At 72.1% G+C, this 24,844-nt stretch carries 22 protein-coding genes; 11 read left to right on the top strand and 11 right to left on the bottom strand.

Translation table 11 applies throughout. From position 1 onward, the window contains the following. Positions 1–132: 132 nt before the first annotated feature. From AB0H32_RS20225 to AB0H32_RS20235, 3 genes are all read right to left on the bottom strand, one after another. Positions 133–1,944, bottom strand: coding sequence for a carbohydrate-binding protein (locus AB0H32_RS20225; protein ID WP_361122120.1), 1,812 nt, complete (start codon positions 1,942–1,944; stop codon positions 133–135). Positions 1,945–1,981: 37 nt separating this feature from the next. Further along, positions 1,982–3,169 carry an ROK family transcriptional regulator gene (locus tag AB0H32_RS20230; protein WP_361122123.1) on the bottom strand — a complete coding sequence of 396 codons (1,188 nt, stop codon included), beginning with the start codon at positions 3,167–3,169 and terminating at the stop codon, positions 1,982–1,984. A gap of 166 nt (positions 3,170–3,335) precedes the next feature. Next, the gene (locus AB0H32_RS20235; protein ID WP_361122125.1) at positions 3,336–5,117 is read right to left on the bottom strand and encodes a M4 family metallopeptidase; all 1,782 of its coding nucleotides are present in this window, start codon (positions 5,115–5,117) and stop codon (positions 3,336–3,338) included. Between the two features lie 305 nt (positions 5,118–5,422). On the opposite strand from AB0H32_RS20235, the gene AB0H32_RS20240 reads away from it, so the two are divergent. The 9 genes from AB0H32_RS20240 (at position 5,423) to AB0H32_RS20280 (ending at position 15,979) form a co-directional block, all read left to right on the top strand. Beyond that, a complete protein-coding gene (locus AB0H32_RS20240) occupies positions 5,423–6,622 on the top strand; it encodes a serine hydrolase domain-containing protein (RefSeq protein WP_361122128.1) in 1,200 nt (399 codons plus the stop codon). Positions 6,623–6,856: 234 nt separating this feature from the next. Beyond that, positions 6,857–8,131, top strand: a complete 1,275-nt coding sequence (locus tag AB0H32_RS20245) for a CAP domain-containing protein (RefSeq protein ID WP_361122131.1) — start codon at positions 6,857–6,859, stop codon at positions 8,129–8,131. A 56-nt stretch (positions 8,132–8,187) separates the two neighbouring features. After that, positions 8,188–8,865, top strand: coding sequence for an AIM24 family protein (locus AB0H32_RS20250; RefSeq protein WP_361122134.1), 678 nt, complete (start codon positions 8,188–8,190; stop codon positions 8,863–8,865). A 183-nt stretch (positions 8,866–9,048) separates the two neighbouring features. Next, complete coding sequence (locus AB0H32_RS20255; protein ID WP_361122137.1) at positions 9,049–10,089, top strand: tetratricopeptide repeat protein; 1,041 nt, start codon at positions 9,049–9,051, stop codon at positions 10,087–10,089. Beyond that, complete coding sequence (locus tag AB0H32_RS20260) at positions 10,086–11,117, top strand: polyprenyl synthetase family protein (RefSeq protein WP_361122140.1); 1,032 nt, start codon at positions 10,086–10,088, stop codon at positions 11,115–11,117. Before AB0H32_RS20255 ends, AB0H32_RS20260 begins: the two co-directional genes overlap by 4 nt. 105 nt (positions 11,118–11,222) lie before the next feature. Continuing rightward, positions 11,223–12,182: a threonine/serine dehydratase gene (locus AB0H32_RS20265; protein WP_361122143.1), complete on the top strand. Its 960-nt coding sequence runs from the start codon at positions 11,223–11,225 to the stop codon at positions 12,180–12,182. Between the two features lie 197 nt (positions 12,183–12,379). Beyond that, on the top strand, positions 12,380–13,984 hold the full coding sequence (locus AB0H32_RS20270) for a protein kinase (protein ID WP_361122146.1): 1,605 nt from the start codon (positions 12,380–12,382) through the stop codon (positions 13,982–13,984). Between the two features lie 135 nt (positions 13,985–14,119). Next, entirely contained in the window at positions 14,120–15,160 is a 1,041-nt protein-coding gene (locus AB0H32_RS20275; protein ID WP_361122148.1) for a hypothetical protein, read from the top strand. A 150-nt stretch (positions 15,161–15,310) separates the two neighbouring features. After that, positions 15,311–15,979, top strand: a complete 669-nt coding sequence (locus AB0H32_RS20280) for a DUF2238 domain-containing protein (protein ID WP_361122151.1) — start codon at positions 15,311–15,313, stop codon at positions 15,977–15,979. Here AB0H32_RS20280 and AB0H32_RS20285 read toward each other — a convergent pair. The 6 genes from AB0H32_RS20285 to AB0H32_RS20310 form a co-directional block, all read right to left on the bottom strand. Further along, the gene (locus AB0H32_RS20285) at positions 15,976–16,470 is read right to left on the bottom strand and encodes a DUF6328 family protein (protein WP_361122154.1); all 495 of its coding nucleotides are present in this window, start codon (positions 16,468–16,470) and stop codon (positions 15,976–15,978) included. The genes AB0H32_RS20280 and AB0H32_RS20285 overlap by 4 nt on opposite strands. A 49-nt stretch (positions 16,471–16,519) precedes the next feature. Further along, a complete protein-coding gene (locus AB0H32_RS20290; RefSeq protein WP_361122157.1) occupies positions 16,520–17,503 on the bottom strand; it encodes an aldo/keto reductase in 984 nt (327 codons plus the stop codon). Between the two features lie 196 nt (positions 17,504–17,699). Further along, positions 17,700–18,296, bottom strand: coding sequence for a TetR family transcriptional regulator (locus tag AB0H32_RS20295; RefSeq protein WP_361122160.1), 597 nt, complete (start codon positions 18,294–18,296; stop codon positions 17,700–17,702). After that, positions 18,293–19,723: an MFS transporter gene (locus tag AB0H32_RS20300; RefSeq protein WP_361122162.1), complete on the bottom strand. Its 1,431-nt coding sequence runs from the start codon at positions 19,721–19,723 to the stop codon at positions 18,293–18,295. The genes AB0H32_RS20295 and AB0H32_RS20300 overlap by 4 nt, the downstream gene beginning before the upstream one ends. Positions 19,724–19,833: 110 nt before the next feature. Then, positions 19,834–20,655, bottom strand: coding sequence for a lipase family protein (locus AB0H32_RS20305; RefSeq protein WP_361122165.1), 822 nt, complete (start codon positions 20,653–20,655; stop codon positions 19,834–19,836). A 206-nt stretch (positions 20,656–20,861) separates the two neighbouring features. Continuing rightward, positions 20,862–22,079: an FAD-dependent monooxygenase gene (locus tag AB0H32_RS20310; protein ID WP_361122168.1), complete on the bottom strand. Its 1,218-nt coding sequence runs from the start codon at positions 22,077–22,079 to the stop codon at positions 20,862–20,864. Between the two features lie 345 nt (positions 22,080–22,424). Between AB0H32_RS20310 and AB0H32_RS20315 the strand changes: the two genes are divergently transcribed. Together AB0H32_RS20315 and AB0H32_RS20320 are read left to right on the top strand one after the other, a co-directional pair. Next, complete coding sequence (locus tag AB0H32_RS20315) at positions 22,425–22,799, top strand: tyrosinase cofactor (protein WP_361122171.1); 375 nt, start codon at positions 22,425–22,427, stop codon at positions 22,797–22,799. Positions 22,800–22,833: 34 nt separating this feature from the next. After that, positions 22,834–23,655: a tyrosinase family protein gene (locus AB0H32_RS20320; RefSeq protein ID WP_361122174.1), complete on the top strand. Its 822-nt coding sequence runs from the start codon at positions 22,834–22,836 to the stop codon at positions 23,653–23,655. Here the strand turns inward: AB0H32_RS20320 and AB0H32_RS20325 are convergent, their stop codons facing one another. Then, positions 23,656–24,348 (bottom strand): ribonuclease H, encoded by a 693-nt coding sequence (locus tag AB0H32_RS20325; protein ID WP_361122176.1) that lies wholly within the window; start codon positions 24,346–24,348, stop codon positions 23,656–23,658. Positions 24,349–24,382: 34 nt separating this feature from the next. Beyond that, the coding region (locus AB0H32_RS20330; RefSeq protein WP_361122179.1) for a VOC family protein at positions 24,383–24,844 on the bottom strand (462 nt) is incomplete at its 5' end.

Below are 24,844 nucleotides of genomic sequence, written 5' to 3' on the forward strand. Positions count from 1 at the left end.
ATGAAGATCGGTGCGTGATGCGCACGCCCGAAAGGTGCGGGGCCGTGCCGACGTGCGGCTTGGCCGCGTGGGCGCGACCAGCCACGACGGACCCGCGGCTCCCCACGGCGCCGGCGGCGCAGCGCTGTCGCGTCAGCGCGGCGAGACGGGAACGTCGATCCGGTCGATGTCCGGCGCGTAGTCCGAACCGCTGTCGAAGGTGACGGTGTTGATGCCCGCCTTCAGGGTCACGGGCACGCTCACCGTCTCCACGCTTCCCCAGTCGCCGGTGGAGGAGAACCTGTGGCGCGCGGGGTTCCCGGCATTGGCCGAAACGTTCACCGAGCGGGCGTCGCCGCTGACGTACGCAACCTTGATCAGGTAGGTGCCGGGCCTGTCGACGACGACGTCGTTGAAGCGGAGCCTGCCGCCGAGATAGAGGTTGCCGACCTTCTTGCCGCCGGAACAGGCGGAGCAGTCGGCGACCGAGGCGTTGCCGGCGAGCGTGTTGGCGGCGGACTCGGCCTCATGGCGGGTGGTGCGCAGGGCGCTGCCGTGCGGGGTGACGGTGAACAGGCGGGAGCCGTGGGCGGGCAGCGCCTCGGTGATCCCGTTCCGGTGGGAGCCGAGGTTCTCGTGGTTCCACAGGTCGCGGACGCCGGCCCTGCCGGTGAAGCCGAGCGAGGACCAGTCGGCGGTGACGGCGGCGGGGACATCGGCGAGGTTGAACAGGGCGACGGTGTAACTGCCGTCGGGGTTCTTCGCGGCCCACACCTGCTGCGGGTCGGAGGGGGTGACCGGCCGGGCGGGCGGGGCGTCGCCCTGGTCGACGGCGATGACCTCGCGGTTGGTGAGGAGCCGCACGCCGTAGTCGTCGAGCCTGGTCAGGTCGTCGCCGGTGTAGAGCGGGGACTTGGCGACCGCCCACAGGGTGGCGTAGGTCTGCCGCTCGGCCTTGGTCAGGCCGTCCATGGCACCGTTGCCGACGTCGAGGGAGTCGAGGTCGTTCCAGCCGCCGGGGCCTGCGTGCCGGGTCCAGCCGGGGGTGTCGTCGAAGCGGTCGTCGACGGAGTTCTCCCAGCTCACCAGGGTGTTGCAGTAGCACTCGACGTCGGTGTCGAGGCGCCAGCCGTTTGAGTACTTCTTCCAGTCGGCGGCGTGCCCGATGTCCAGGGACCAGGAGATCTCCAGGTGTACGGGCCGGCCGGTGGCGGCTATGGCCTTCTGCCAGGCGGCCACGTCGGCAACGTTGTCGTAATGGTCGCCGCTCTTGAAGGAGCCGGGGCCCACCCCGTCGAGCTTGAGGAAGTCGTAGCCCCAGCCGGCCAGTTCCCGGGCCTGGGAGTCGACGTACTTCTGGGCACAGGGTCTGGAGAAGTCCAGCTTGTAGGCGCTGTCCCAGCCGTTGGTGGTGCGCAGGTCGCCATGGACGATGTCGGCGGTGGTGCAGCCGTCGGCGTCCCGGATCGGCACCTTGCCGTCTCCGTAGGCCTCCTTCTCCAGCCCGACGGGCAGGTAGATGCCGGCCTTGAGGCCCTTGGCGTGGATGTGGTCGGCGACGGCCTTCATGCCGTGCGGGAAGCGGCCGGGGTCGGCCTGCTGGCGGGCGTACCCGTCGAACCCCGGCTTCCAGTTCCGGTCCCGCCACCAGCCGGAGTCGATGTTGACGTACTCGTAGCCGTACTCCTTCAGCCGGGCGGCGAGGGCGTCGGTCTGCTTCAGGACGTTCGCCTCGGTGAGATAGCTGTAGTCGCCGTCCGGGTTGAGACCGGGGTACTTGGACGACTGCATGCTCCAACTGGACCAGCCCATGTAGGGCCTGGAGGCCGTTGCGGCCGTGGAGACCGTGGAGACCGTTGCTGCCCGTGCCTGCGGGGCGGTCGCGGCGAGGCCCGTGGTGAGGGCCAGGGCGACGGCGCATCCGAGTCCGCGTGCGGGCAGGAGGGAGTGCGAGGGCGACCGCATGGGCGGTACCTCCTGGGTGGGTTCGGGACGGGGCGGCTCAGCCCTGTCCGCTGTTGGGGGTCGACGTGATGAAGGACTGGATCGCGGCGGCCGCGGCGCCGCGCGCCCACTCCTCGAAGGGGAGCGGGCGGGTCTGCAGGTCGCACTGCGCGGCCGAGCCGAAGGCGGCCGCGGTGAACGCCTCGCGGATGTGCTCGGCGAAGAGGTCGTAGGCGCAAAGGCCCTCGCCGGAGATGATCACGCGTTCGGGTCCGAGCAGGTTGGCCACGGCGGCGATCCCCCGGCCGATCGCCTCCCCCGCCCTTGCGTAGACCTCGCGGGCCCCGGGAACGCCCTGGTGGGCGAGGGCCACCGCCTCGGCGCCGTCGACGACATGACGGCCCGTCACCTCGCGCATGCGGGCGACGATCGCGGCGTCCGAGGCGATCGCCTCCACACAGCCGTGGCTGCCGCAGTGGCAGGACGGTCCCGCCGGATCGACGGCGACGTGGCCGATCTCGCCCGCCACGCCGTGTGCGCCCGCGACGACCCGTCCGTGGACCACGAGTCCGCAGCCGATGCCCGCGCCGACGGTCACCACGGCGAAGTCGCTGAGGCCCGCGCCGGCGCCGAACCACTGCTCGGCGACGGTCAGCGCGCGCACGTCGTTGTCGACGGTGACCGGCAACCCGCTGGTCATGGCGGCGAGTTCGGCCAGTGGCACGTCCCGCCACGCCAGGAAGGGCGAGTAGCGCACCACGCCCTCGGCGCGGTCGACGTCGCCGGAGACGGCGATGCCGAGCCCGAGGACCGGCGCACCCGACTCGGCGGCGTGGGCGAGGAGTTCGTGGACGAGGTCCGCGACCGCGGCCAGCACCTTGCGCGTCGCCCGGTCCGGCAGCGGGGCGCGCCGGGCGAGGCGGATGCGGCAGCACAGGTCGGTCAGTACGGCGATCAGCTGGTCGCCGGTCACCTTGATGCCGATGAACAGCGCCCGTTCGCCGTTGACCCGGATCAGGTGGGCGGGCCGGCCGAGGGCGGGGCGGGCCTCCTCGTCGGCGCCCTCCACCAGGTACCCGGCCTCCAGCAGGGGGCGGACGGCCTTGGTGACGGCGGCCGGGGACAGCCCGGCCCGGCGGCCCGCGTCGAGGCGGGTCAGGGGGCCTTGGGAGAGGACCGTCGTGAAGACCTGCGAGGCGGCCGGGGTGTGGGCCGGGAACGTCTCGGCGGGGGGTGTCGAGCGCATGGCCGGGAACCTAGGGCCATTATTTTCCGCTGTCAATAAAAGAAACAGGGGTTGGTGCAGGGGCAGTTGCCGGTCTGCGGGCCTCCCCCGGACCGGCGCTCGCCGGACATGCGGATGCCCCGCGCAGGGCGGGGCATCCGGTGGTGCTGGTGCGTGCTGCCGTCCGTCAGTGGCGGGCGGCCGGCGTGTTGGCGGCGGTCACGTTGACCGCGGCCCATGCCTTGTCCACCGTCTTGTACTCGGTGCTGTTCGCGCCGTACAGGTCCTTGGCCGCCTTCAGCGTCGCGACGCGCGCGTCGTGGAAGTCGGTCGTGGAGACCATGTAGCGGGTGAGCGCACGGTAGAAGATCGCGGTGGCCTTGGTGCGGCCGATGCCCTTGACCGTGGCGTGGTTGTACGTCGGCGAGTCGTAGTTGACGCCGTTGATCGTCTTCTTGCCGCTGCCCTCCGCGAGGAGGTAGTAGGCGTGCGAGGAGACGCCGGAACCGGCGTGCACCTCGGTGGAGTACACCTCCGGCTTCCAGTAGTCGACCGTGCCCTCGAGCTTGTCGAGCGACGGGTGGTCGAGGCGGCGCAGGAACTTCTGCGCGAGGCCCAGCTTCTCGCCGATCAGGTAGTCCGGCGTGTCCTTGGTGTTCTTCGCGTAGAACTCGACGTTGGATCCGAAGATGTCGGCCAGCGACTCGTTCAGCGCACCGGGCTCGCCGTACTGGTTGCCCTGCGGGTCGACGTACGTCGGCTCCAGCTTCGCGGTCGCGTCGACCACACCGTGGGTCAGCTCGTGACCGGTGACGTCCAGGACGACGAGCGGCTTCTTGAACATGTCGCCGTCGCCGTCGCCGTACAGCATGCAGTTGCAGGTCGGGTCCCAGAAGGCGTTGGCGACCTTCTTGCCCCAGTGGACCATGCCCTGGGCGGCCTTGCTGTTGTTGGCGATGCCCTTGCGCCCGAAGGTACTCTTGTAGAAGTCCAGCGTCTTGGTGATGCCGTACTGGGCATCCGCGGCGGCGCTGGCACGGCTGGTGGTCTTGCCGTTGCCCCACACGTTGGTCGTGTTGGTGAACTTCGAGCCCGCGCTGAACTTCTCCGTGTAGGAGCCCTTGGCGTCCCGCGTCTCGGTGCCGTACCGGCTCGGGTCCTTGAGCTGGTAGTGGCCGCGCGAGGTCGCCGTGGTGGTCAGGCCGACGCTGCCCACGAAGAGGGTCTTGCCGGTGCCGTGCGCGGTCGCCGGGTACTGCGTGGCGCCGGAGAGGCCCGAGCCGAGCAGGCCGGCGGCCGGGGCGGCGGTGCCGGTGGCCGGGTCGGCGGTCTCACCGCGCTCGCGCATCGCGTCGAGGAGCTTCGGCGACAGGAACTCGTCCGCGTCGGGCGTGTTGCTGCGCACCTTGCCGGTGACGGCGTCGACGACCACGGTGCTGGAGGTGCCGTTGTCGGTCACCGTCACCTGGTAGGCGAGGGCGGCGGAGCCGCCGCGGGCGTCCACCACCAGCTGGGCGCTGCCCGCGTCGCCCTTGGCGACCTGGGCGGCCTTCGACGCGGCCTGGTCCGCGGTCAGCTTGGCCTCGGCGGCGGCCGGCTTGACGGCGTGGGTGGCCGCACTGGTGGCACCCGTGTAGGCCAGCTGCCGGCTCAGGTGGACGACGAGGTCGCCACCGAGCACAGGCATTCCGTTGTGAGTACGGACGAAACGGACGTGGCGCGCACCCTCGGGGTCGATCATGACGTCCTGGGCGTGGAGCTCATCACCCTTCGACACTCCCGTGGCCGTGGCGTGCGCGAAGGCCGCGGCCTGCGCCGCCTCCACCACCGCGTCGGCGGTCGTGGCGGTGGAGGCGGCGGACTGCTCCACCCCCCGGGAGGGGCCCGCGAAGGCCGTACCGGCCAGGCCCGTGGCAGCCGTCGTCACCGCGATGGCAACGGCAACGCTGCGTATGTGCGGTCTACGCACAGATCTCCTTCACTGGAAGGCGGCCGGGATCACCAACCGCCTTGAGGCATGACGCCGTTGAGCGCCATGGGGGCTGGTCGGGCCCCAGGGCGTTCACCCTTACGGACGAGTCATGCACACGTAAAGACGGAATGATCCATTTCGCGGCTTTCTATGGCAATCCTTTACAAATGGGCGCCACAGAGTGATCGCGAGATGACCAACTGTGTGTCGACTGTGGAGACGTTGCCTCAATCGCCTAGGTTCCCAGGCCTGAATGTGACCGAAATCGCATCAGAAACCCTCTGGATGGGAGTGGGAGCCGGATGGTCTCAGCAACGGTGGCCAAGGCCGCGGTACTCGGAGCGGTCGCATTGTCACTGCTGACGGTCCCGGCGCGAGCCGCGACCGCAGCGCCCCACGCCCCCGCGCCGGCCGCGCTCCCGGCGCCCGACGTCGCGGGCCTGGACGAGGCGTTGCGCACAGTCGTGGCACACGGCGCGCCCGGTGCGCTGGCCCGGATCGACGACGACGGCACGACCTACGGAGCGACCTGGGGAGTCGCCGACCGCAGCACGCAGCAGGCCATCAGCACCGACGACCGCTTCCGCATCGGCAGCGTCACCAAGTCCTTCTCGGCCGTCGTCCTGCTGCAGCTGGCCGACGAGCACCGGCTGGACCTGGACGCCCCGGTCAACCGGTACCTTCCCAAGCTGCTGCCGGACGACCGCATCACCGTCCGGCACGTGCTGGGCCACCGCAGCGGTCTGTACGACTACACCGACGACATGTTCGCCCAGAGCGTGGACGGTTTCGAGGCGGTGCGGAACAAGGTCTTCACCTACCAGCAGCTGGTCGCGCTCTCCCTGAAGAAACCCCGCACCAACGAGCCCGGCGCCGCCTACTCCTACTCGAACACCAACTTCGTCGTAGCCGGCCTGCTCATCGAGAAGCTCACGGGACACTCCGTCGGGACCGAGTACGAGGACCGCATCGTCAAACCGCTCAAGCTGCGCGACACGTTCTACGTCCACCCCGACACCAGGATCCCCGGCCGGTACGCGCACGGGTATCTCACCCCGGACGCGCCCGGCGCCGATCTGGTCGACGCGACCGAGCAGACGGTGTCCTGGGCGCAGAGCGCGGGTGCGATCATTTCCAGCGCCCAGGACCTGAACACCTTCTACTCCGCGCTGCTCGGCGGAAAGCTGCTGTCCCCGGCACGGCTCGCGGAGATGGAGCGGTTCATCCGGGTCGACAGCACGACCTCGTACGGGCTCGGACTGCGGTCCCGCGACCTGTCCTGCGGGATCTCTGTGTACGGCCACACGGGCACCGTGCAGGGGTACTACACGTACGCGTTCGCCACCGGGGACGGGAAGCGGGCGGTGACCGCCGTCGCGAACACCTCCAACAACGGGGAGGTGCTCGGTGCGCTGGCGGGAGTGCTGGAGTCGGCGTTCTGCGGCAAGGAGAGCAGAGTGCTGCGCAGCTCGGCCGGTGACGGGCAGGACTCGGCAGGGTAGGGGCCTCGTCGCCGGGTGCGGGCCGTGGGGGCTGGTCGCGCAGTTCCCCGCGCCCCCTCAGGTCGGACATCGCGCCGTTCGCCCAGAAGCCGAAGGAGTCAGAGGCCTCGTCGCCGAGTGCAGGCCGTGGGTGGTGATCGCGCAGTTCCCCGCGCCCCTCCATGGGTGGGACATCGTGCCGTTCGGCCGGACGCCGCTGGAACTTCTCGGGCCTTGCCGTGCGTTCTTCGCGGTGTGACGAGCGAGCTTGTTCCCGGGGGCAATTCGGCCCTGCCCGGTGGTGAACTGCGGCTGCGGGTCGCCGGGCCCTTCGATGTGTCCGCGCTCGTCACGGACGAGGGCGGGAAGGTCGGCGGGGACCGCGACTTCGTGTTCTACAACCAGCCGGATGCGGCCGGGGTCCGGCTGCGCGGTGACGCCCTGTACGTCGATCCGGCGCGGCTGCGGCCCGGTGCCACCCGGGTCACCGTCGTGGTCAGCGCCACCGAGCCGGGCACGCCTCTCGGACGGCTGCCCGCGCCCCGGCTCGAGGTCGGCGAACGTTCCGGCCGTACGGTGGCCCGGTTCGCCGCGCCGCGCCCCGGGCAGGAGACCGTGCTGCTGCTCGCCGAGCTGTATCAGCGGGGTACCGGCTGGAAGCTGCGGGCGATCGGGCAGGGGTACGCCGACGGGCTGGCGGGGCTGGCCCGGGACTTCGGGGTGAACGTCGTCGACGACGGCCCGCAGGCTGCGGCCGCCCCGGACGCCGACGGCTTCCTCGGCCTCGTCAACTCCGCCCGCGCCCAGGCCGGGCACCCACCCGTCGCCTCGGACCCACGGCTCGCCACCGCCGCACGGGCGCACGCCTCGGCCATGGCGGCCCTGGGCCGGCTCGCCGCGGAGGGGCTGGACGGCGTGTCGGTCCATCAGCGGATCAGCGCCGCCGGGTACGCATACATCACGGTCGGCGAGCACCTCGTCTCCGGCCCGCGCACCCCGGCCGAGTTCGTCGACTACTGCCTGCGCACCGGCCAGGCCCGGCGCACCCTTCTCGACCCGGCCTTCACGCATGCCGCACTGGCCCACGCCGACGCGGGCGAGCGGTACTGGACCGCACTGTGGGCCCGGCCCCTCACCCGGGGCGCGCTGTCGCGGACGGCGACCGAGGTCGTCGCCCTGACCAACACCGAGCGGGCACGGGCCGGACTGCCGCCCTTGACGGCCGATCCGCTGCTCGCCACGGCCGCGCAGGCGCACTGCGCCGACATGGCGGCCCGAGACTTCTACGCGCACACCTCCCCGGACGGCAGCGAGCCCTGGGACCGGGCTGCCGCCGCGGGCTCCCGCCGGTCCACGATCGGCGAGAACATCGCCTGCGGACAGCGCTCCCCCGCCGAGGTGGTGGACGGCTGGATGAACAGCCCGGGCCATCGCGCCAACATCCTCAAGCCGGAGTTCACCCACCTCGGGGTCGGTTTCACCGGCGGGGGCCGGGCGGGCACCTACTGGGCCCAGTTGTTCGGTGGCTGAACGGATACGTTCCGTGATCTTGGCGGAACGATGCACTCCGGGACACCATTCCGGGCATGAAGGGTGATCTTTTCTCCAGTGCGCACATGGTGCAGCCGGCCGCCGAGCCGGGCATGACCATAGAGAACGCCAAGTGCATCAAGTACACGGTGAACGGCGAGATGTACGCCCGCCAGGGCGCCATGATCGCCCACCGCGGCAACCTCCAGTTCGAGCGCAAGGGCCAGGGCGTCGGCGGCATGCTCAAGCGCGCGGTCACCGGCGAGGGGCTGCCCCTGATGGCGGTGCGCGGGCAGGGTGAGGTCTGGTTCGCGCACGAGGCGCAGAACTGCTTCGTGCTCGACGTGGAGCCCGGCGACCAGTTCACCGTCAACGGCCGCAACGTGCTGTGTTTCGACCCGTCGTTGGCGTACGAGATCAGGACCGTGAAGGGCTCGGGCATCGCCGGCGGCGGCCTGTTCAACAGCGTGTTCAGCGGACACGGCCGGCTCGGCCTGGTCTGCGAGGGCAACCCGCTGGTCATCCCGGTCTCGCCGCAGGTCCCGGTGTACGTCGACACGGACGCCGTGGTCGGCTGGAGCGCGCACCTGCAGACCTCGCTGCACCGCTCGCAGTCCATCGGCTCGATGCTGCGCGGCGGATCCGGGGAGGCCGTGCAGCTGATGCTCCAGGGCGAGGGGCACGTCGTGGTGCGGCCGAGCGAGGCGACGCCGCAGAAGGCCCAGCAGCACTGACATGCCCGTGAGGCGATCCGCGCCTCGGCAGGCCCGTGAGGTGATCTACGCCTCACAGGCAACCCCCTCCGCCGTGCCCGCGTCTTGACCAACAACAGACCAAGAGCCCTGGCTCCCGGGCCAGGGCATGTTTTCGGCTCACTATACACACCATGTATACACATCGTTTATAGAAAGGCATGCATGTACGGCAAGGCTTTCGCCCCGGAGTACCAGGGCGCCCTGACCACCCTGTCCGTGAACTCCTCGCTGGTCGACGTGCTGTCCGAAGGCACCGAGCGGCTGCGCGAGGCCGAACGGTCCGGACGGCCCGAGGAGGCGGCTCGCTGCGGGCTCGCCGTCGCCGAGGCCCACCGGCGGCTCGGACAGGTACGGGAGGCCGACCGGGCCTGGAAGGCGAGCTACCGGTCCGCCCGGGCGGCCGGGGACACCGGCGCGATGGCGTGGGCCCTGTGGAGCGGAGGCACCCTCGCCCGGCAGCGCGGGGCGTTCCCGCTGGCCTGGCGGCTGCTCGGGCTCGCGGCCGAACTCGGCGAGCAGGGCGGGGACATCGTTGTCCGCGGCTACTCGCTGGCCGGCCTCGCGGAGACCGGCCGCATCCAGGGCGACTACGAGGCGGTCGGCCGGCTGCACGAGCAGCTGCTGGCCGAGGCCCGCCGGCGCGGGGAGGCCCGGCACACCGTGTGGGCCCTGGAGGGCATCGCGCAGATGCACCGCAACACCGGGGACTACGACGGGGCGTACGCCCTGTTCGAGGAGGCGGCGGAGATAGCCGAGCGGGCCGACGACCGGCGCGGCCACGCCTGGGCGCTGCGCGGACTCGCCGACGTGCTCTCGGTCCGCGACAAGGACACCGAGCGGGCGCTGGAACTGCTCTCGCAGGCCGAGGCCACCTGCCGCACGATGAACCTGTCCAGTGCCCTCGCCTACAACCACAAGATGCGCGGCAACGTCTTCTACCGGGCCGGGCGTTACGCCGAGGCACGGGAGATGTACGAGCTCGCCCTCAAGGAGTTCCGGGAGATGAGCGAACTGCGCGGCGAGGCGCTGTCCCGCCTCGGCCTCGCCAAGGCACTGGCCCGTCTGGGCCGTGACCGGGCCGAGACGGCGGCCGAACTCGCCGACCTGGCGCAGGTGCTGGAGCGCAGCGGGCTGCGGCACGCGCGGGCGATGGTGGCCCGGGCGCAGGAGGAGTTCGGCCTGGACGCGGAGGTGGCGCGGTGAGCACGCTCTCGTCCGCGGTGCAGGCGCCGCCGTCGGCTCCCGCCGTCCTCGGCCGCTGCCGGGAGCTGGTGCGTCCCGCGCTGACGGAGGCGGTCGGACGGCTGCATCCTTGGGTCGCCGAGATGGCCGGGTACTCCTTCGGCTGGTGCGAGGTCGGCGGCGCGCCCTCCGCGGCGCCGGGCGGCAAGGGCGTACGGCAGGCACTGGCGGTGCTCGGCGCCGAGGCGGCGGGTGCCGACCCACGGGTCGGCGTGCCGGCCGCGGTCGCGGTGGAACTGGTGCACGCCTTCTCGCTGCTGCACGACGACATCATGGACGGCGACGCGACCCGGCGCCGGCGCCCCGCGGTGTGGAAGGCGTACGGCACGGGCCCGGCGGTCCTCGCCGGGGACGCCCTGTTCGCGCTCGCCGTGGAGACCCTCGCAGCCGCACCGGGCGGTCCCGGCGCGGTACGCCTGCTGTCCGTGGCGCTGGCCGATCTGGTGCGCGGACAGGCCGACGACCTGCTGTTCGCCGCGCGGCCCTTCGGCGGGCCCGAGCGGGTGACGCCCGAGGAGTACCGGGCGATGGCCGAGCACAAGACCGGTGCCCTGCTGGGCTGCGCCGCCGCGCTGGGGGCTGCGCTCGGCGGGGCTCCCGAGCCTGCCGTCGCCGCGCTGGACCGCGCCGGGCGCCATCTGGGCGTCGCCTTCCAGCTGGTGGACGACGTGCTCGGCATCTGGGGCGATCCGGCCGTCACCGGCAAGCCCGTCGGCGGCGATCTGCGGGAGCGCAAGAAGACCTTCCCGGTCCTGGCCGCGCTCGGCTCCCCCGCGGCCCGCCGCCTGCCCGCGCTCCTGGCCTCCGACGCTCATGCCGAGGAGGCGGCCGCCCTGATCGAGGAGGCCGGCGGGCGGGCGGCCGCTCTGGCCGAGGCCCGGGCGCAGACGGCCGCCGCGCGGGCCCTGCTCACGGATCTCCCCCTGGCCGCCGGTGCCGTCGGCGAGCTGCGCGCCCTGCTGGAGTTCCTGGTGGGACGCGAACTCTGAGCGGGTGAACCGCCGCCTGCCGAAGCCGTGTTGACCCGGGGCTGCCCCGCGGGTCACGGTGCCTGCGGCGCGGTCCCCAGCCCCGCGCCGAAAGGGTGGACCACCGTGATCGGCATCCCGGACATCGAGGCCGCGGCACAGCGCATCGCCGGACACGTCGTGCGGACGCCGACCGTGCCGAGCCCCGGCCTCACGGCGCTGCTCGGTGTGCCGGTCGTCGCGAAGCTCGAACTGCTGCAGCGCACCGGCTCGTTCAAGGCGCGCGGCGCGACGGCCAAGCTCCTCTCGCTCGGCGAGGCCGAGCGGGCGGCCGGTGTGGTGGCGGTCAGCGGCGGCAACCACGGGATCGCTCTCGCGGTGATGGCCGCGGCCCTCGATGTGAAGGCGACCGTGGTCATGCCGCGTACCGCGCCGGCCCGCTCGATCGAGCTGGCCGAGCAGGCCGGGGCGTCGGTGCGGCTGACGGAGGGCATGGAGGGCGCCTTCGAGCTGGTGCTCCGGCTGCGGGACGAGGGGCTGACCCTGGTCCACCCGTTCGACGATCCGGTGGTGATCGCCGGACAGGGCACCGTGGGGCTGGAGCTGGCCGAGGACGCACAGGAGCTGACGGACGTGATCGTCAGCGTCGGCGGCGGTGGGCTGATCGCCGGGGTGGCGGCCGCGCTGCGCGCCCGGCGCCCGCAGGTGCGGGTGTGGGGCGTGGAGACGGAGGGCGCCGAGGCGATGTCGGCCGCGCTCAAGGCGGGCGGCCCGCTGCCGGTGCAGGTGTCTTCGCTCGTCACCACCCTCAGCGCGCCGTCCGTGTCACGGCTGACGTACGACCATGTCGCGGCGCTGGTCGAGGAGGTCCTGGTGGTGCCGGACCGGGAGGCCGTGCGCGGCTGCCTGGACCTCGCCGACCGCGCCAAGGTGTGGACGGAGCCGGCCGCGGGCTGTCTGCTGCCGGCGGCCCGGCAGGTGGCGGCTCGGGTCGGCACCGGCGCCCGGCTGGGGCTCGTGCTGTGCGGGGGCAATGCGACACCGGCGGATCTCTTCGGATGGGCCGACCGGTTCGGCCTGCTCTGACCGCACCGGCGCCCGGGCATTTACCGTCGGTTACCCTCAGGTCAAAGCCTGGGCGAGCGCCTCCTTCCCAAACCCGCAAGCCCTTTCGAAGAATTGAACGAAAGGCAGGAACGGGCCGGAGTCGAGGTTTCTTTGAACACACACCCGCGCGTCCCGCGTACCTCTGGGAAAGAACGATTCAGGGGTTTCAGCGAGGGATGACCATGGTCAAGGCGCACGTCTCCGCACACGAGTTGGTCGCCGGCCGCTACCGGCTCCTGGAGGTCTTCGCCCGGGAGACCAACCGTCTGTGGTGGTACGCCGAGGACGTGACGGCCAACCAGCCCCGTCTGGTGGCGCAGACGGCCCTCCCGGAGCCCTGCGACGAGGACACCCGGCGCCGCGCCACGGCCCGGGTCGTCCGGACCTCCGAGATCATGCGGCTGCTGATCCCGGGGCAGGTCGCCGCCGTCGTCGACGCCGTCGTGCAGTCGGCCACCCTGTGGACGGTCACCGAGTGGATCGACGGCACACCTCTCGGTGAACTCCTCGACCGCGAGGGCCCGTTCAACCCCGTACGAGCGGCGCGGATCGGCCTCGACATCCTCGATGTCCTGCAGGCCGCGCACGACGAGGGCATCACCCACGGAGAGCTGAGCCCCGGCCAGGTCTTCGTGCGCGAGGGCGGCTCGGTCGTGGTCGCCGGGTTCGGGCTGGCGGGCACGACCCTGGTCCCGCGGCTCACGGCACCGTCGTACGCCTCGCCGGAGCAGGCCCGTGACGAGCGCATCGGGCCGGCCGCCGATCTGTGGGCGCTGGGCGCGATCCTCTACACCTCCGTCGAGGGGCGCCCGCCCTTCCGTGACCGCGGCCGCCCCGACGCCACCCTGAAGGCGGTGGACCGGCTTCCCCTGCGTACCCCGCTGCGCACCGGCCCGCTCACCCAGTCCGTGCAGGGCCTGCTGCGCAAGAACTCCCGGGAGCGGCTGACCCGGCCGGTGGTCCGCGAGGCACTGACCCGGGTCCTGGCCGAGGACGCCGACCAGGACTGGTCACCGGCCCCCGCACCCCGTCTGCGCGGCGCGTACGCCGCCATGGGGCTCGGCGGCCCGGGACGGAGCAGACGGGCCATGGCCGTGGGGACCGTACTCGCCGTCCTCACCGTCACGGCCGCGGTGCTGGCCGCCACCCACCACCTGCCGGGCACCTCCACCGCCTCCGCGGCGCCCCGGGCGAGCGTCACCGCCACGCCGGGTGAGCGGACCGAGCACAACGGCCCCGGCCCCAGCCCCAGCAACAGCCCGAGCGGCGGCTCGAGCCCCAGCGCCCGCCCGAGCCCGGCCCCTTCCCCCGCCCTGCCCGCCGGGTACCACCACTACACCGCCCCGGAGGGCTTCCTAGTCGCCCTGCCGGACGACTGGAAACGGCTCACCACGGCCCGCGCGGCCGACCACGCCTACCGCGTCACCTTCGGCACGAGCGGCAACTCCCCCACCCTCGCCGTCACCTACAGCGAACGCGTCGGACCGGACCCGGTCGCCGTGTGGCGCGACGACGTGGAACCGGGGCTGGAGCAGCTCCCCGGCTACCGGCGTGTGGGCACCGTCCGGGCCACCACCTATCAGGGCCACAAGGCCGCCGACCTGGAATGGCTGTCGGGGACCGGCGGAACGCAGGTGCACACCCTGGGGCGCGGGTTCCTCCTCGGCGGCCACCGCGGCTTCTCCCTGCGCTTCACCACCCCGGCCGGGGCCTGGGCCGACGCCGCCAACCGGCTCGCCCTGAAGACCTTCCTGGCCACCTTCGGCCCGCCGAAGGGCTGAAGCCGTCGGCCCGGCCGATTCCCGCCGGTCGGGCCGGGTTCGTCAAAGCAACGCCAATGGGTCCATATAGGCTTTCTGCCTGCACTCGTGCACCGAGTGCGGTCCCGTAGAGCCCCGCCTCCAGGAGAGTCATCCGTGACCCTTGCGATCGACCCGTCCGAGACGTCCGCCCCGGCCACTGCGCCCCTGTCCGACCTCGTGGCGCGTGACGCCCGCGAGTTCGGTGTGTACGCGCGCACCGGAGGCTGGGCCTTCGCACTGATGGTGGCGCGCAGCGTGCGGCCGGGCGGCCAGGCCGCCGACGAGACGCCGAAGGTGTCGGCGAAGGAGTTCGCGGAGCTGGCCGGCTGCTCCCCCGAGCGGGTCATGCGCTACTACAAGGCCTGGGACCGCGCGGCCGACGACGGTCTCGTCCCGCACTTCGAGGCGCTCGCGCCCGGCCAGGAGGCCGAACTTCCGGACGCCGACGTGTGGCTGACCTACTACGTCTCCCGCAACAGCGCCACCTCCGAGCGCGGCACCGCCATCACGGAGGCCGCCGAGGCCGAGGGCATCCGCCCCACCAAGGCCCTGGAGGTCGCCGAGAACCCGACCGCGCTGCGCGCCGCGATCCTCGCCGACCCCTCCACCGCCCGGGCGGCCCGCTCCGCCCTGCTGGACCGGCTCAAGGAGGACCCGGACCTGCAGGCCGAGCTGGCGCGGGACGTCGTACGCACCGACGACCTGAAGAAGGCCGTCGCCACCGAGAGCCGGGCGGCCGACCGGATCGGCTACGTGCGGCAGATCGCCGAGTCCGGCCAGATCAAGACCCCCGCCGGGCAGACCGTGGACGCACCGGTCACCCTGCGCGAGGAGGCCGAACGGCATCTGTCGCTGATCGACGAGCTGGAGGACGGCGAGGACTCCGGCGAATGGGCCACCGAGGCCTACGACACCATGAAGACCCTCGTCGCCGAGACCGTCGAGGCCGACCCCGAACTGCGCGTCCAGGAGCAGCGGACGAAGTTCTACAGCAGCCTGCAGAAGGCGACGAGGGCGTTCGAGGAACTGACCTTCGACGACGCCCAGGACTTCTACGAGGACGACATGGTGCAGCGCCTGGAGGAACTCCAGCAGGCCATCGGCACCTGCCTGACCGCGCTGCGCGGAGCCCGCGGACATCAGCCGCAGGGCTGAGCGTCCTGGGCGTTGCCGCGCAGGCACCGGGCGGGAGGAGGTACTCGCGCGGAGATCCCCGGCGCGGGCTGAGTAGCGGTACTCATGCCCGCGCCCGGCGCCCGCCGCCACGATGGGGCTCCACCGAGTCCACCGGCCAGGAGCCCCGCCATGACCGCAGTGCACCCCGCCCCGTCTCCCGCGCCGCGCCGTGTGCCGCCCGTCCTGTTCGCGGGCGTTGCGGCCGTGGGCCTCGCCGTCTCGGCGTGGGACGTGCACGACCGCACCACCTGGTTCCTGGAGACGTTCTGGGTGCTGGCCGGGCTTCCGCTGGTCGTGCTGACGTGGCGGCGCTTCCCGCTGACCGGGCTGCTGTGCGCGCTGCTGGCCGCGCACGCGCTGGTCCTCGCGGTCGGCGGCCACTACACATACGCGCAGGTACCGGCGGGCGACCTGGTGCGGGACGCCTTCGGCCTGTCCCGCAATCCGTACGACCGGTTCGGGCACCTGATGCAGGGCCTCGTGCCGGCCGTCCTCGTCCGCGAACTGCTCAGCCGTACCTCGCCGTTGCGCGGCAGCCGCTGGCTGGCCCCGCTCACCGTGTGCGCCTGCCTGGCCTTCAGCGCCTTCTTCGAACTGCTGGAGTGGGCTGCCGCCGAGATCGGCGGATCGAGCGCGGACGCGTTCCTCGCCACCCAGGGCGATGTGTGGGACACCCAGTGGGACATGTTCTGCGCCCTCATCGGGGCTGTGGTGTCGCTGCTGCTCCTCAGCAAGGTGCACGACCGTCAGCTGGCGGCTCTCGAGGCCCGAACGGCCGGCCGGTGGACGGTGGGCTAGTCGTCCGCCCGGCCGGTGTGCCGGTGGCGCGCCCACAGGGGCAGGCCGTACCAGCACACCAGGTACCAGACGACGACGGGCGCGACCAGCCAGGCCACCGCGCCGTCGTGTGCGGCCACCCGGAGGATCAGCACCAGGGACGAGGCCATGGTCGCGAGCAGCAGGGCCAGGCCGATGAACGTCATCCGGGCGGCCAGCCGCACCGCCCGCGGCTTGACCCGGCGGCCGGAGACCAGGCGGTGCAGGGAGACCGGCCCGATGAGGGCGCCGGTCGCGCAGGCGCCCAGGACCACGGTCACGATGTAGATGACGTGGTCGGTGCTGGGCAGCCGCGCGTACTTCGGCTGGAAGACGACGGTGAGCAGGAAGCCGAAGAGGATCTGGACGCCCGTCTGGGCGACGCGGACCTCCTGGATGAGTTCGCCCCACATCCGGTCGGCCCGCTCCTCCTCGGACTCGTCACGCCCCCGGCGCGGTTCCTGCTGCGTCATGCGGTGCGGTTAACCGTCCGGGCACCGGCTGAAACGGGCCGCCCGGGTGCTACCAGCGGTTCTCGACCTGCTCCCTGATCCGGAGCTCGTACAGGCCGCGGATCGCGGTGAACGTCTCCTCGGGCAGCGGCGGGAGCTTGGCGGCGGCCGCGTTGGCGCGGGACTGCTCCGGGGTGCGGGCGCCGGGAATGACCGTGGTCACGCCGGGCTGCTCGGTGATCCAGCGCAGGGCCAGCTGGGCCGGGGTGTACCCCTCGGGGGTGAGCGCGGCGAACTCCGCGGCCGCCTCGACGCCGGTCGTGTAGTCGACGCCCGAGAACGTCTCGCCCTGGTCGAAGGCCTCACCGTGCCGGTTGTAGGTGCGGTGGTCGTTCGCCGCGAACACCGTGTCCTTGGTGTACTTGCCCGACAGCAGGCCGGAGGCGAGCGGCACCCGCGCGATGATGCCGACGCCCGCCTCCCGCGCCGCCGGCAGCACCTCGTACAGGGGCTTCATGCGGAACGGGTTGAGGATGATCTGCACGCTCGCCACGTTCGGCCGGGCGATCGCGGTCAGCGCCTCCGCGCAGGTCTCCACGCTCACGCCGTAGGCCGCGACGCGCTCCTCGGCGACCAGGGTGTCGAGGGCGTCGAAGACCTCGCCGGAGGAGTAGACGGGGGTGGGCGGGCAGTGCAGCTGCACCAGGTCGAGGCGGTCGACGCCGAGGTTGCGGCGGGACCGGTCGTTCCAGGCGCGGAAGTTGTCCAGGACGTAGTTCTCGGGGATCTGCTCGACGCGGCGGCCCATCTTGGTCGCCACCAGCACGTGCAGGTCGGGCCGGCCGCCCAGGAAGGCGGCGATGGTCGACTCGCTGCGCCCGTCGCCGTACACGTCGGCCGTGTCGAAGAAGGTGACCCCCGACTCGGCCGCCGCCTCCAGGACGGACAGGGCCTGCTTGTCGTCCACGTCGCCCCAGTCGGCCCCCAGCTGCCAGGTACCGAGACCGACGACCGATACCCTTTGACCCGATCTGCCCATTGTGCGTTCGTCCATGGCGTCAGTGTGTCATCCGGCCGCACACCCTGCGGAACGCCTCGCTCCGGTGGGCGCGGTGCACCGGGAACGGCGCCTGGTGCGAGCCGACGGTACCGGGCAGGCCGTGCCGGGCTCGTTCGAGGCGGGCGTGCGGGAGCAGGCGGTCGAGGGCCGCAGGGCCGCGGCATCGGTCGGCCCTGTGGCCGAGGGCGACTCAGCTGCCGGGCGTCAGCTGCTCCTGTACGACGGGGCCGTAGCGGTCGGCGATGACGTCGATGCCGGTCCCGTGCAGGTGGGGTCCGCGCGCGATGCCGTACATGACGCCGAGGCCGACGAGGGCCGCGACGGCGAGTTCGGCGCGCAGGCCCGCGTCGGGGCCGGTGAGCCGGCCGGCGAGTCGTTCGGTCACCTGGGCGCGGAAGTTGGCGCGCAGCACGTCGCCGTGGTCGCCGTGCAGAGGCGCGAAGGCGATGCGCAGCAGCGGGTCGGCGCCGCGCTCGCGCTGGCTGCCCAGCACATGGCGGACCATGTGGCGGCCGAGCTGGTCCAGGGGCGCGTCCAGCAGCGCGTCCGCGTCGGTGTCGAAGGACATCACCCGGGCGAAGAGGGCGTCCTTGTTGCCGAAGTACTTCAGGATCAGCGGCGGGCTGACACCGGCCCGCTCGGCGACCGCCTTGAGGGTGATGTCGGCGTGCGCGTGCCGGGCCAGGAGGTAGCGGGCGGCCTTGAGGATGGCCGCCCTGGTGGACTCGGCGTCACGTCGTGCGGGGACGGGCGACGCGGGGACGGACGGGATGCTCACGGTGCTCATGCTCCCTCCATCGCCTCGTCCCTGGCTCCCCGGGTGGCTCCCCGGGCTCGGCGCAAACCGCCGCGGGGCACGTCGCCCGGGATCGACAGGGCCGCTGCACAGGCGGCCAGGGCGACCGCGCCCGCCATCGCGAACGCCAGCAGATAGCCGTGCAGCGTCGGCACCGGGACATCGCCGAGGGGGCTGCTGTGGTGGACGAGGACAGCGGTGACGGCGGCGCTGGAGGCGGCCTGGCCGATGGTGCGCATCAGGACGTTGACACCGTTGACGGAGGCCGTCTGGCCCGCCGGTACGGCGCGCAGGATCAGGGTCGGCAGCGCCGAGTAGGCGAGGGTGGTGCCGGTCGCCACCACCGTGGCGCCCAGGATGACCATCCACAGGTCGCGGCTGTCGGCGATGCGGACCGCGTACCCGCAGGCGATGACGGCTGCGCCGAGGGCGAGGGTGATGCGCGGGCCGCGCGTGGCCGAGATACGGGCGGACAAGGGGGAGAAGAGCAGCATGGTGAGGCCGCCGGGCAGCAGGCACAGACCGGTGGCGACGATCGACAGCCCCAGGCCGTAGCCGGTGAGCAGGGCCGCCACATGGGACAGGCCGACCCTCCGCCGGGTGACCAGGCGCAGGTCGACGAGCGGCCGCTCGGAGCGCAGTTGCTGCCACCACCACAGGGCGAGTACGGCGGCGGTCACGAGGAACAGCCCGAGGATCCGGGGGCTGCCCCAGCCCCACTGGCCGCCCTGGGAGACCCCGAGGAGCAGGGACACCAGCGCGGTGGCCAGGCCCAGCGCGCCGAGGACGTCGAAGCGACCCGGCTCGCACACGGGCGACTCCTTGACCGCCCACCAGGTGGCCGCCACACCCAGCGCGCCCAGGGCGCTGGTCAGCCAGAACATGGTGTGCCAGTCGGCGTACTGGACGACGAGGGCGGCGAGCGGCAGGCCGAGGGCGGCGCCGATGCCGACCGTGGAACTCATCAGGGCCACCGCCGAGCCCCGGCGCTCGGGCGGGAGTTCGTCGCGCAGGATGCTGATCGACAGCGGGACGACGGAGGCGGCGGCGCCCTGGAGCGCACGGGCGGTGATGAGCACGCCGATGTCGGAGGTCAGGGCGCACATCACCGAGCCGGCCGTCATCAGGCCGAGGGCGGCGGTGAGCACCCGGCGCTTGCCGTACATGTCGCCGGCCCGGCCGAGCACGGGGGTGAGCACGGCTCCGGACAACAGGGTCGCGGTGACCATCCAGGAGACGGTGGCGGCCGAGGAGCCGGTCAGCCGGGGCAGGTCGGGCAGGAGCGGGACGACCACGGTCTGCATGACCGCCATGAGAATGCCGCCCGACGCCAGCACGGGGATGGTGAGGCGGTCCCGCAGCCGGGGCGCCGGGGTGCCGGTGACGGGCGGCTGGGACATGGGGCCGGGCTGGTCCATCGGCGCTCCTGCGGGCGGCACGGTGACGAGGTGAATAACAATTCACCCTATCGGGTGAATGCCTATTCACCAACGTTTCGCGGCCCCGGGCCGAGCCTGCGGCCGGCGGCTCAGGCGAGGTTCTTCTCCAGGGCGGACAGGTAGTTGTGCATGAAGTGGTCACGGACACCGTCGGAGGCGGGGGCGAACGGGTCGGCGGTCAGCCCCATGGCCCGGTCGCCGAGCGCGGACAGCATCGGCATCGTCTCGCGCACCTTGCCGTGCGAGTCGATGTAGCGCAGCGCCCTGACGTGGGTGAAGACGGGTTCCGGCGGGAGCTGGGGAACGACGTCGTTGTTGTTGACGAAGCGGTACATGCGTCCGCCGAAGCCCTTGTTGAACGCCTCGGCCAGCAGCCGGTCGCAGGTGCGGGGCTGCCCGTAGGTGTAGACGCCGTCCGCGGCCAGGTGCGGCTCCTCCAGGTAGAGACGGGCACCGGCCAGCATCGCGAGGGCTCCGCCCAGGCTGTGCCCGGTGAAGTAGACCCTCTGGCCGTTGCTGCGCAGCTCCGTGAGGGTGTCGCGGACGTCCGGGTACACCGATCGGAGAGCCTCGGCGAATCCGTGGTGGACGTAACCGTTGCCGCCGGGGCCGGGCGTCGGCGGGGTGGTGGCGTCGGAGAGCCAGTCCTTGATCTGGGCGGGCTCGGTCCCGCGGAACGCCGTGACGATCATCCGGTCACCGGCCATCGTGTACGCCTGGGTGTCCTGGAGCGGGAAGGGCGGGGTGAAGCGGGTGTGGTGATGCCTCACCCGGTCGAAGCCCCAACGGGCGGCCTGCCCCTCGACGGCGGCCGGGTCCTTGTAGGCGAGGTCGGCCGCGCGGGCCAGCCAGTAGGCCCGTTGGAGGCTGTAGCCGTTCGAGGCGTGGTCGAACGAGACGGGTACGGCCATGGGGAGGAACTCCTTCGGTGCGGGAGAGCTTCTGGGGACGGGAAGACGGGCGGGGAGTACGGGCCGGTCCCCTGGGCCGTGGAGCGGGCCGGAAGCGTGGGCCGGTCCCGGTGGGCCGTAGAGCGGGTGCTGGTCCCGGTGGGCCGTGGAGCGGGCGAAGAGCGGGCGCTGGTCCCGGTGGCCGTGGAGCGGGCCGGGAGTACGGGCTAGTCCCGGTGGACCGTGGAGCGGGCCTGCAGGGCTCGGGCCGCCCTTGGGCCGAGCCGGCGCTTGAGCCCGCGCAGGACCTCCAGCCGCCCGAGGGCCCTGTCGAGGCCGTAGTAGAGCTGGGGCGGGACGTACGGCAGCAGCGGCGAGTGGCGCTGGCCGAGCAGGGCGAACATGCGGTGCGGGGGCAGGTCGATGTAGCGGGGCAGGTTCTCGTACCACTGGGCGCTGTAACGGGCCGCGCTCTGCGCGGACAGCAGTTCGGACCTGCGGCGGCGCTCGTAGGCACCGAGGGCCTCGGGCAGGGTGGCGTGCGTGCGCAGGGCGGCGTCGAGGCACATGGCGTCCTCCAGGGCGAGGGTGGTGCCCGCGCCGATGGAGTAGTGGGTGGTGTGTGCGGCGTCGCCGAGCAGGACGAGGCGGTCGCGATGCCAGGTGCGGTTGGTGAGGGTGCGGAACCTCCGCCAGGACGCGGCGCCGACGGCCGAGGAGGAACCGATGAGGGGGTGGCCGTCGAGGATCCGGGCGAAGAGCTTCTCCAGCAGCGCGATCCCTTCCCCCTCCTGCGCCCGGTCCAGGCCGAGCCCGGCGAAGGTCTCCGGGGAGCACTCCATGACACAGGTGCTGTGCTCGCCGCTGTAGCCGTAGCCGTAGCACCAGATCCAGCCGTGCCCGGTCTCCACGAAGGCGAAGGTGAAGGCGTCGAAGACCTTGGTGGTGCCGAGCCAGATGTAGTGGTTGCGGCCCTCGGTGTGCCGTGTGCCGAAGTCGGCGGCGTGGCGGGTGCGCAGGGTGCTGTGGACGCCGTCGGCCGCCACCAGCAGGTCGGCCTGCGGCGGATCGTCACCCGTGATGCCGCTCTCGAATTCCAGGCGTACACCGAGGGACCGGGCACGCTCGGCGAGGATCGCGAGCAGGCGATGGCGGCCGATGCCGTGGCCCCGGTCGCCGGGCTGCCGGGTCACCAGGTCGCGGACGTGGGCCACGCCCCGGTCCCAGCACACGGAGTCGTCCTCGATCGCGCGCGCGGATGCGGGGTCGCGGGCGTGGAGCTTGTCGAGCAGTCCGCGCCAGTACGTCACGCCCCAGCCGTAGGTGGAGCCTTCGGGGTTGCGTTCGTGGACGGTGATGTCGTGAGACGGGTCCTGCAGCTTGAGCAGGATGGCGAGGTACAGGCCCGCGGGCCCGCCTCCGGCGCAGACGACCTTCACGCACACCCCCGAGAGTCACCCGAAGTAGTTGAGTGATTCCGCACAGTAGCAGCACTTCGGAGGGGTGCACCGGGCTTCCCGATCGCGTCAGTCTGGCGTCGTGACGGGCGCCACTCGGGCGGACCCCGGCCGCGAAAGACCACCGGAATGCCGGGCTCCACGGCAAGGAATTTCCCGTTCCGCGACAATCGATCCCCACATCACAGCAAGATCATCTTTGTTCAACCCTGCACGACATTTGCTCAATTGTCCGGATCGCAGCCCAGCGGTTACGGGCGATTTCTTCCGCCAGGGCAAGGCCCGGTAGGCATGCGTGGTCACCACTCGAACACCTCTCCCAGGAGTACACGCATGCCCGAACTCACCCGGCGCCGCGCGCTCACCGCGGCGGCCGCCCTCGCCGCCACGGCCTCGGCCGCCACGCTCGTCGCACCCGCCGCGTCGGCCGCCGAGCACCAGCACGGCGCCCCGGACTCCTTCGACGAGGTCTACAAGGGCCGGCGGATACAGGGCCGTCCGTCGGGCATGAGCGGTCACCACCACGGACACGGCGCCGGGTACTCCGTCCTCGTCGACGGGGTGGAACTGCACGTCATGCAGAACGCCGACGGCAGCTGGATCAGCGTCGTCAGCCACTACGACCCGGTGCCCACGCCGCGCGCCGCCGCCCGCGCCGCGGTGGACGAGCTGCAGGGTGCGCCGCTGCTGCCGTTCCCCGCCAACTGACCGCACCCGCAAGGACATCCGGAGTACCACGCACATGACCGTACGCAAGAACCAGGCCGCCCTGACCGCCGACGAGAAGCGGCGGTTCGTCGACGCCGTCCTCGCGCTCAAGAACAACGGACGCTACGACGAGTTCGTCCGCACGCACAACGCCTTCATCATGTCCGACACCGACACCGGGGAGCGGACCGGGCACCGCTCGCCGTCCTTCCTTCCCTGGCACCGCAGATTCCTGCTCGACTTCGAGCGGGCACTGCAGTCGGTCGACTCCTCCGTCGCCCTGCCCTACTGGGACTGGAGCACCGACCGCACGGTGCGCGCCTCGCTGTGGGCACCGGACTTCCTCGGCGGCACCGGGCGCAGCTCCGACGGCCGTGTGATGGACGGCCCGTTCGCCGCGGCCTCCGGCAACTGGCCGATGAGCGTGCGGGTGGACGGCCGCGCGTTCCTGCGCCGCTCCCTCGGCACCGCCGTGCGCGAGCTGCCCACGCGCGCCGAGGTGGAGTCGGTACTGGCGATGTCCACGTACGACTTGGCGCCGTACAACAGCGCGTCCGACGGCTTCCGCAACCACCTGGAGGGGTGGCGCGGGGTCAATCTGCACAACCGGGTCCATGTGTGGGTCGGCGGGCAGATGGCCACCGGTGTCTCCCCCAACGACCCGGTGTTCTGGCTGCACCACGCCTACATAGACAAGCTGTGGGCCGAGTGGCAGCGCCGGCACCCGGACGCGGGCTATGTGCCGACCGGCGGGACACCGGACGTGGTCGACCTGAACGAGACGATGAAGCCCTGGAACGACGTGCGTCCGGCGGACCTGCTGGACCACACGAAGTTCTACACGTTCGACGCCTGATCAGGCCTCGGCGGCACGGCACTCCGGGTGGCCCCAGCCCTGGGGGTTCTTGGCGATGGGCTCGCCGGCGGCGTAGGAACGGCCGCACGGACAGCGCCCGGGGAACTTCGCCTTGATGGTACGCGAGGCCGCTCCGCCGCCGGTCCGGCGGGGCGCCTTGCGACGCGGAGCGGCCGCCTTCGGCGTGTCGGGCGACGGCGGCGGCTCCGGGGAGCCGACGGCGCTGCCCGCGGCCTCCTGCACCGAGGCGGCCTGGCTCGCGGCCCGGTCGGCGAAGTCGTTGAGCGGGTCGCCGTCGACCTGGTGGGCGGGGACGTAGCGGAACTCGACGGACCGGCCGTCGAGCAGCTCGTCGATGCGGACCACCAGGTCCTGGTTGGCGACCGGCTTGCCCGCGGCCGTCCTCCAGCCGTTGCGCTTCCAGCCGGGCAGCCAGGTGGTGACGGCCTTCATCGCGTACTGGGAGTCCATCCGGATCTCCAGTGGCACATCCGGGTCGACGGCCGCCAGCAGCCGCTCCAGCGCCGTCAGTTCGGCGACGTTGTTGGTGGCCCGGCCGAGCGGCCCCGCCTCCCACCGGGCGGCGGTCCGCTCGTCGTCCGAGACCACCCACGCCCATCCGGCCGGTCCGGGGTTTCCCTTCGAAGCCCCGTCGCACGCGGCCACCACTCGTTCACGCATGCGGTCGATCATGCCATGGCCGCGCGGGCCGCCGGTCCGGAGACGGTCAGACGTCCTTGATCGTCGGCATCTCTCCCTCGGTGGTCGTGATGTCGATCACCGAGAAATTGGCGCCCTGCGGGTCGGTGAGCGCCGCGAACCGCCCGAAGGGGCTGCTCATGGGACCGAACCGCAGCACGGCACCGTGCTTGACGGCCCGGGCCACGGCCTCGTCGCAGTGGTCCACGGTGAAGTACACGTTGACGTACGACGGCACCTCCGGCGGGAAGTCGTCGGTCATCCGCATCCGGCCGAGGACGGCGTCCTCGCCGATGTCGAACAGACGGAAGTCGACCGCGTCGTCCTCGACCTGCTTGGCCCGGTACGGGAAGACTGCGGTCAGGAAGGTGTCCGCCTTCTCGGGTTCCCGGGTGAAGACCTCGGCCCAGCAGTAGGCGCCGGGCGTCGCCGTCGCCTCGAAGCCCTCGTGGGTCCCCGCCTGCCAGACCCCGAACACGGCCCCGCTGGG

Origin of the sequence: Streptomyces sp. NPDC020362 (assembly GCF_040642095.1) — a bacterium.
In the GTDB taxonomy this organism is placed as follows: domain Bacteria; phylum Actinomycetota; class Actinomycetes; order Streptomycetales; family Streptomycetaceae; genus Streptomyces.